The sequence below is a fragment of the Mycobacterium sp. 1423905.2 genome, from assembly GCF_001673155.1.
Classification (GTDB): Bacteria; Actinomycetota; Actinomycetes; order Mycobacteriales; family Mycobacteriaceae; genus Mycobacterium.
This window is the reverse complement of record NZ_LZLE01000369.1, coordinates 1-7,253: the sequence shown is the minus strand read 5'-3', so window position 1 is coordinate 7,253 and position 7,253 is coordinate 1. Positions and strand designations below refer to the sequence as shown.

Below are 7,253 nucleotides of genomic sequence, written 5' to 3'. Positions count from 1 at the left end.
CCGGCGGCCGCGAAGAAGTTGGCCAGCCGCGCTCGCAGCCGGTTACAGCCGCACCCGCCTGTCCGTACCCCGCGCACCGTTCAACACATCAAGCTCGTCGAGGCGTTCTTGGCCGCCTCCCGCGGCGGCGACATCGCCGCCTTACTCGAGTTGCTGGCTCCAAACGTTGTGCGCCGGGTCGATCGACGCCTGGTTCCCCACGACGTGCCGACCGAGGTGCGCGGCGCCCGGCGCGTTGCCGAGGAAACCCGGCGCTTCACCCAACGAGCGCGCACCGGGGTTGTCGTCCTCATCGACGGGATTCCCGGTATTGCGCTGGCACCCGGCGGGCGCCTGCAGGCGCTGCTACGACTCGAATTCGGTGAGGACAACCGCATCCGGGCAATCGACATCACCGGCCAGGGTGTGCGAGATGCGGTCCTCACGTCCGCGTACGCCGAGCCGTACCGAACATTTCAGCAGAAGCACAGGGCCATCGACTAAGAAGGACGTCACGCGGGCTCGAAGAAAACGGGCCGGGGATGGAAACACATGGTGGAGAAGCCGTTCGGACGGCGCAGCCTGTTGCGGGGCGCGGGCGCGGTCACCGTGGCCGGTCTGGCTCCGTGGGCGGCCGGCTGTGCCTCCGACGACGACGACGCCCTGACGTTTTTCTTCGCCGCCAATCCCGACGAAGTCCGCCCCCGGATGCGCATCATCGAGGAGTTCCAGCGCCGGCATCCAGAGATCAAGGTGCGGGCCATCTTGTCCGGTCCCGGGGTGATGCAACAACTGTCGACGTTCTGTGCCGGCGGCAAGTGCCCCGATGTGTTGATGGCGTGGGAACTCACGTATGCCGAACTGGCCGCCCGGGGAGTGTTGCTCGACCTCAACAGCTTTTTGGCGCGCGACCGCCAGTTCGCCGCGCAACTGCAATCCGACAGCATTCCGGGGTTGTACGCGACGTTTGCTTACGACGACGGTCAGTACGCCTTCCCTGAACAGTGGTCCGGGAATTACTTGTTCTACAACAAGGCGTTGTTCGGCGCCGCCGGGCTGGCGCCCCCGCCGCCAGCGTGGAGCCGGCCATGGACTTTCACTGAATTCCTCGATGCCGCGGCCGCTCTCACTCGGCGCGACGCGTCCGGCCGGGTAACGCAATGGGGCTTCGTCAACGCCTGGATGCCCTACTACTCGGCCGGGTTGTTCGCCATGAACAACGGCGTACCGTGGGCGGCTCCGCTCACCAATCCCACCCACCTCAACTTCGACAAAGACTCATTCATCGAAGCCGTGCAGTTCTACGCGGACCTGACCAACAAGCATGGGGTGGCGCCTAGCGCCTCCGACCAACAATCGATGTCCAACGCGGATCTGTTCGCAGTCGGCAAAGCCGCCATCGCGTTGGGCGGTCACTGGCGATATCAGACGTTCGACCGGGCCGACGGTCTCGACTTCGACGTGGCACCCCTGCCGGTGGGCCCCCACGGAACCAAGGCCTGTTCCAACATCGGCGTCACCGGGCTCGCCATCGCGGCCACCAGCCGGCGCAAGGATCAGGCATGGGAGTTCGTCAAGTTCGCCACCGGCCCCGTCGGGCAAGTCCTCATCGGCGAATCGCGCCTCTTTGTGCCGGTGCTGCGGTCCGCGATCGATTCCGCGGAATTCGCCCGCGCACACCGCAGAATCGGCAACCTCGGCGTGCTCACCGAGGGACCGTCGGTGTCCATGGGAATGCCGGTCACGCCCGCGTGGGAGAAGATCGCGGCGTTGATGGACCGCAATTTCGGCCCGGTGCTGCGCGGCGCCCGTCCAGCGACATCGCTGACCGCGCTGTCGCATGCCGTCGACGAGGTGCTCGGCAGCCCATGACCGGAGTCGACAGACGCGCACGCGCCGGGCGCCTGTTCGTGGCACCGAACTTGGCGGCCGTCGTGGTGTTCATGCTCTTCCCTTTGGGTTTCTCGCTGTACATGAGCGGCCAACGGTGGGACCTTTTCACTCCGCCGAAGTTCGTGGGTGGCAAGAATTTCACCGATCTCTTCACGTCCGACCCGCTGTTTGTCATCGCGCTGCGCAATACGGTGATTTACACGGTGGGAACCGTCGTACCGACCGTCTTGATCAGTCTGGTCGTGGCAGCCATGCTCAATCGGAAGATCAAGGGAATAGGGGTCTTTCGCACCATCGTGTTCATGCCACTGGCCATCTCGTCGGTGGTCATGGCGGTCGTGTGGCAATTCGTCTTCAACACCGATAACGGACTGTTGAACATCATGCTCGGATGGGTTGGCATCGGACCCATACCGTGGCTGGTCGAGCCGAGGTGGGCGATGGCTTCGCTGTGTCTGGTCAGCGTGTGGCGCAGCGTTCCGTTTGCCACCGTGGTGTTGCTGGCCGCCATGCAAGGAGTCCCTGAGACGGTGTACGAGGCGGCCAAGATCGACGGCGCCAGCGAGGTCCGCCAATTCGTGTCCATCACCGTGCCGCTGATTCGTAGCGCGCTGTCGTTCGTCGTGGTGATCTCGATCATTCACGCATTTCAGTCATTTGACCTCGTCTACGTTCTCACCGGCGCGAACGGCGGGCCGGAGACAGGAACGTACGTGTTGGGCATCATGCTGTTCCAGCACGCCTTCTCCTTCCTGGAGTTCGGTTACGCGTCCGCGCTGGCATGGGTGATGTTCGCGATCTTGCTCATTCTCACCGTGGTTCAGCTGCGCATCACCAGGCGACGCTCTTGGGAGGTTTCCCGTGGCCTCAGTTGACGCGGCCGTACCCCGCAGCGTGCTTCGAGTCGTCGTCGTGTACACCGGTCTGATCGCCATCGCCTGGTGCGCGCTGTTTCCGATCCTGTGGGCGCTGTCCGGCTCGCTGAAACGCGAAGGTGAGGTCAGCGAACCGAAGCTGTTACCGTCCCAGCCACGTTGGTCCAACTACAGCCAGGTGTTCGACCTGATGCCGTTTTGGCGCATGCTCTTCAATACCGTGCTGTATGCCGGATGCGTCACCGCCGGCCAAGTGTTCTTTTGTTCGCTCGCCGGATACGCCTTCGCCCGCCTCGAGTTCCGCGGCCGCGACACGCTGTTCCTGTTATATCTCGGCACGCTGATGGTTCCGCTTACAGTCACGGTCATACCGCAGTTCATTCTGATGCGCACTGCCGGTTGGGTGGACACACCGTGGGCGATGATCGTCCCCGGCTTGTTCGGCAGCGCATTCGGCACTTACCTGATGCGGCAGTTCTTCCGCACCCTGCCGCCTGACCTCGAGGAGGCCGCGATCCTCGACGGGTGCTCGCCGTGGCAGATCTATTGGCGCATTCTGTTGCCTCATGCGCGACCGGCAGTCATGGTGCTCGCCGTGTTGACTTGGGTCAACGTGTGGAATGACTTCCTGTGGCCGCTGTTGATGATTCAGCGCAACAGCTTGGCCACGCTGACGCTGGGCCTGGTGCGCCTGCGTGGCGAATATGTGGCCCGTTGGCCGGTGTTGATGGCGACCTCGATGCTCATCCTGCTGCCTCTGATCGTCATTTACGCCGTTGCGCAGCGCTCATTCGTCCGCGGCATCGCGGTGACAGGGATGGGCGGGTAACAGATGGCTTCGGTGTCCTTCGAAGAGGCGACGCGCAAATATGCGGCGGCTGAGCGACCGGCCTTGGACAGGCTGAATCTCGAAGTCGGCGATGGTGAATTCGTTGTGCTGGTCGGGCCGTCGGGGTGCGGCAAGACAACGTCGCTGCGCATGGTCGCGGGACTGGACCCAGTGGATTCCGGAACCATCCGCATCGGTGGCCGTGACGTCACCCATGTCGAGCCCAAGGACCGCGACGTCGCGATGGTGTTCCAGAACTATGCGCTGTACCCGCATATGACGGTGGGGCAGAACATGGGCTTCGCGCTGAAAGTGGCCAAGACACCGAAGGCGGAGATTCAACAACGAGTGCTCGAAGCGGCGAAAATGCTGGATCTGCAAACCTTCCTGAACCGCAAGCCGAAGGATCTCTCCGGCGGGCAGCGCCAGCGGGTCGCGATGGGCCGGGCGATCGTGCGCCGGCCCCAGGTGTTTTTGATGGATGAGCCGCTGTCCAATCTCGACGCCAAGCTGCGGGTGCAGACCCGTAACCAGATCGCGGCACTGCAGCGCCAACTCGGAACCACCACCGTTTACGTCACCCATGACCAGGTTGAGGCGATGACGATGGGTGATCGGGTCGCGGTGTTGTGTGACGGTGTCTTGCAGCAGTGCGCGGCGCCGCGCGAACTGTATCGCAATCCCGACAACGTGTTCGTCGCCGGTTTCATTGGTTCCCCGGCGATGAACCTGTTCAGTCTGCCGGTCGTGGATTCGGCGGTGTCGTTGGGCGACTGGCTGATCCGGGTGCCCCGTGAGATCGCCGGCACCGCGCCCGAGATCGTGGTTGGGGTCCGTCCCGAACATTTCACCCTGGGCGACCGCGGCGTCGAGATAGAGGTTGATGTGGTTGAGGAACTAGGCGCCGACGCCTACCTGTATGGCCGAATCACCGGCTCCGACAAAGTAATCGGAAAATCCATCGTCGCCCGGACCGAAGGTCATGATCCGCCCGCGAAAGGCAGCCGAGTCCGCCTGCACCCACAACCCGGGCGCTTACACTTTTTCGGCGTCGACGGTCGCCGGATGCAGTGAGTAACGTGGCTGGCATGAGCACCGCGAAGGCGGACCTGGTCTGCGAAGGCGGGGGAGTGCGAGGCATTGGGCTGGTCGGAGCGGTCGATGCGCTGGCCGAAGCCGGCTATCAATTCCCCCGGGTCGCCGGCACCAGTGCGGGCGCGATCGTGGCGTCGCTGGTGGCTGCTCTGCAGACCGCCGGCGAACCGCTGAGCCGGCTCGCCGAGATCATGCGCACCATCGACTATCGAAAGTTCCTCGACCGCAACCTGATCGGGCACGTACCGCTGATCGGCGGGGGGTTGTCCTTATTGTTGTCCGACGGCGTATATCGCGGGGCTTACCTAGAACAGTTGCTGAGCGGACTGCTCGCCGACTTCGGTGTGCATACCTTCGGCGACCTGCGCACTGGTGAAGAACCTGAACAGTTCGCCTGGTCCCTGGTAGTCACGGCCAGCGATCTGTCCCGACGCCGACTGGTGCGTATCCCGTGGGATCTCGACTCCTACGGACTGGACCCAAACGAGTTCTCGGTAGCCCGCGCTGTGCACGCCTCGTCAGCGATCCCGTTTGTCTTCGAGCCGGTCCGGACGGGCGGCGCCACGTGGGTCGACGGCGGGTTGCTGTCCAACTTTCCGGTCGAACTCTTCGACCGCGCCGAGCCGCGCTGGCCGACCTTCGGAATACGGCTGTCCGCCCGTCCGGGCATCCCACCCACTCAGCCAGTTCACGGTCCAGTGTCGCTGGGAATCGCGGCAATTGAAACGTTGGTGAGCAACCAGGACAACGCCTACATCGATGACGCCTGCACGGTGCGTCGCACCATCTTCGTCCCGGCCCAGGAGGTGAGCCCCATCGCCTTCGACATCACCGCCGAACAACGCGACGCGCTCTATGAACGCGGACTTGGTGCCGGACGCAAATTCTTGGCCGATTGGAATTACGACGACTACCTGTCCGAGTGCGGAGCTCCCTCGTCGAGCTGAACCCGGGTCCGGCCTGCGTTGACGATGATCTGCTGGGTGTTGTACGGCGCGCCGAACGGCACACCGTCACCGTCGACCCCGGTATTCCATTGACTGACAAGTATTCTCAGACTTCTCAGTGTCGATCCCGGCACGATGTATCCGCCGTAGGGCTGATGCAGGTAGTTGGCGGCGTTCGGGATGCCCTGCTGAGCGGCGATGATCGGCGGCCGCCAGTCGCTGAAGATTTGGGTTGCGCTGTCGGCAACGCGCACTTGGACTTCGTACACCCCCGGTGTGCTGTTGAATGCGGAAAGTACCGGCATTCCTTCGACTTCCCGAAAGCTGAGCTCGCCGTAGGTGGTCTCGGGTGGACTGATGAGCGCCGCAGCGTCTCTCGTTGTGCCCCAGCGCTTTCCGGTCCATGGTCGCCAAGCGCTGCGGTCAGCTACCTGAGCCCGGTCGACGCGATACAGGCGCACGCCCTGACTGCGATCGAAGGAGTCGGCGGCGATGTACACGATCCCGTCGGTCGCGTGAAAGCCGCTGATCTGGGTGGGTGCGGCTGTCGCCGGACGCCAGGAACCGGGGATCGGTTTCCATCCTGCGCCAGGGTCATCGGTCACCTCAACCAACCAGGAGCCGGCATGAGGTTGCAGGTTCCTGGTGCCGACCACCAGCATGTAGGTGATCTCGTGGGTCACGATGCTGCCCGCGGGCAGGGTGTTCATGTCCGGGTCGATCTTCAGCGCCTGCGGCGGCGGCGGAAACAGAACATTGGGCCGTCGAGGCCCGCCCGGCTTGTTGCACGGTGCATCGAAGATCGGCCGGCCGTGACGGTCGAACCGAACAATCGGCACGGCCACAGAGCGGTAATGCTCGGTGTCCGGACCGCCCACCATGTCCCCTGCGAAGCAGTCACCGAAAACCGCCACTAGGTCACCTGCGGGAAGCTGAACAACTTCTCCTAGATCCGCCGCTCCGATGCCGGGTATGCCGGGGTTGGCGCCGGTCCCAGCGATCGGGCCCAGCCGCCGCACCCCACCAGGTGGCAGCGCTCTATTGGCGGGGTGATCCATCCGACCAAACTAAATCACTACGAGAATTAGTGGAAATACCGCGTTCACAACCGCTTTCGGCCAGGAGCGGCGCGCCGTGAGGACGATGCTCCGAGTGCATCCCTAGTATTGCCGCGTGGTTGATCGTTATGGAACCGACGTGCTTGCCGGGGGAGGTCGACGCAAGCCTCGTTCGGTTGAGCATCCGGTCGAACTCGGCATGGTCGTCGAGGACGCTCAAACGGGTTACGTGGGAGCCGTCGTGCGCGTCGAATACGGCCGCGTCGACTTAGAAGACCGGCACGGCAAGACCCGCGGCTTCCCGCTGGGGCCCGGGTTCCTGCTCGAGGGTCGACCGGTGATTCTGACCCCGCCACGTCGTACAGCTCCCGCGACCGCTGCCCGGACGGCGTCCGGATCGATCGCAGTGCCGAAGGCGCGGGCGCGGGTCGCCCGCGCCAGCCGGATCTACGTCGAGGGCCGTCACGACGCCGAGCTCATTGCGCAGGTGTGGGGCGAGGACCTGCGCGTCGAGGGCGTCGTGGTGGAGCATCTGGGTGGAGTCGACGACTTGGTCGACATCGTGGCGGAATTCGCT

Annotated in this window: 7 protein-coding genes and 1 pseudogene; 7 read left to right on the top strand and 1 reads right to left on the bottom strand. The window is 64.0% G+C overall.

Features of this window, described 5'->3' with window-relative positions:
* From A9W95_RS27415 to A9W95_RS25770, 6 genes and pseudogenes are all read left to right on the top strand, one after another.
* Positions 1 to 483: pseudogene (locus tag A9W95_RS27415) on the top strand (RNA polymerase subunit sigma); the annotation flags it as partial.
* Positions 484 to 531: 48 nt separating this feature from the next.
* Positions 532 to 1,851, top strand: a complete 1,320-nt coding sequence (locus tag A9W95_RS25790; RefSeq protein ID WP_067419186.1) for a sugar ABC transporter substrate-binding protein — start codon at positions 532 to 534, stop codon at positions 1,849 to 1,851.
* Complete coding sequence (locus A9W95_RS25785) at positions 1,848 to 2,747, top strand: carbohydrate ABC transporter permease (protein WP_067419184.1); 900 nt, start codon at positions 1,848 to 1,850, stop codon at positions 2,745 to 2,747. Before A9W95_RS25790 ends, A9W95_RS25785 begins: the two co-directional genes overlap by 4 nt.
* Positions 2,734 to 3,576, top strand: coding sequence for a carbohydrate ABC transporter permease (locus A9W95_RS25780; RefSeq protein WP_067419181.1), 843 nt, complete (start codon positions 2,734 to 2,736; stop codon positions 3,574 to 3,576). The genes A9W95_RS25785 and A9W95_RS25780 overlap by 14 nt, the downstream gene beginning before the upstream one ends.
* A gap of 3 nt (positions 3,577 to 3,579) precedes the next feature.
* Complete coding sequence (locus A9W95_RS25775; RefSeq protein ID WP_067419175.1) at positions 3,580 to 4,650, top strand: ABC transporter ATP-binding protein; 1,071 nt, start codon at positions 3,580 to 3,582, stop codon at positions 4,648 to 4,650.
* 5 nt (positions 4,651 to 4,655) lie between these two features.
* Positions 4,656 to 5,618 (top strand): patatin-like phospholipase family protein, encoded by a 963-nt coding sequence (locus tag A9W95_RS25770; protein ID WP_156746422.1) that lies wholly within the window; start codon positions 4,656 to 4,658, stop codon positions 5,616 to 5,618.
* Here A9W95_RS25770 and A9W95_RS25765 read toward each other — a convergent pair.
* Positions 5,582 to 6,676 carry a DUF4185 domain-containing protein gene (locus tag A9W95_RS25765; RefSeq protein WP_082983330.1) on the bottom strand — a complete coding sequence of 365 codons (1,095 nt, stop codon included), beginning with the start codon at positions 6,674 to 6,676 and terminating at the stop codon, positions 5,582 to 5,584. The two genes, A9W95_RS25770 and A9W95_RS25765, sit on opposite strands and share 37 nt — an antisense overlap.
* 115 nt (positions 6,677 to 6,791) lie before the next feature.
* Here A9W95_RS25765 and A9W95_RS25760 point away from each other — a divergent pair.
* Positions 6,792 to 7,253: DUF3097 family protein (locus A9W95_RS25760; protein WP_156746421.1), on the top strand; the 462-nt coding region annotated here is incomplete at its 3' end.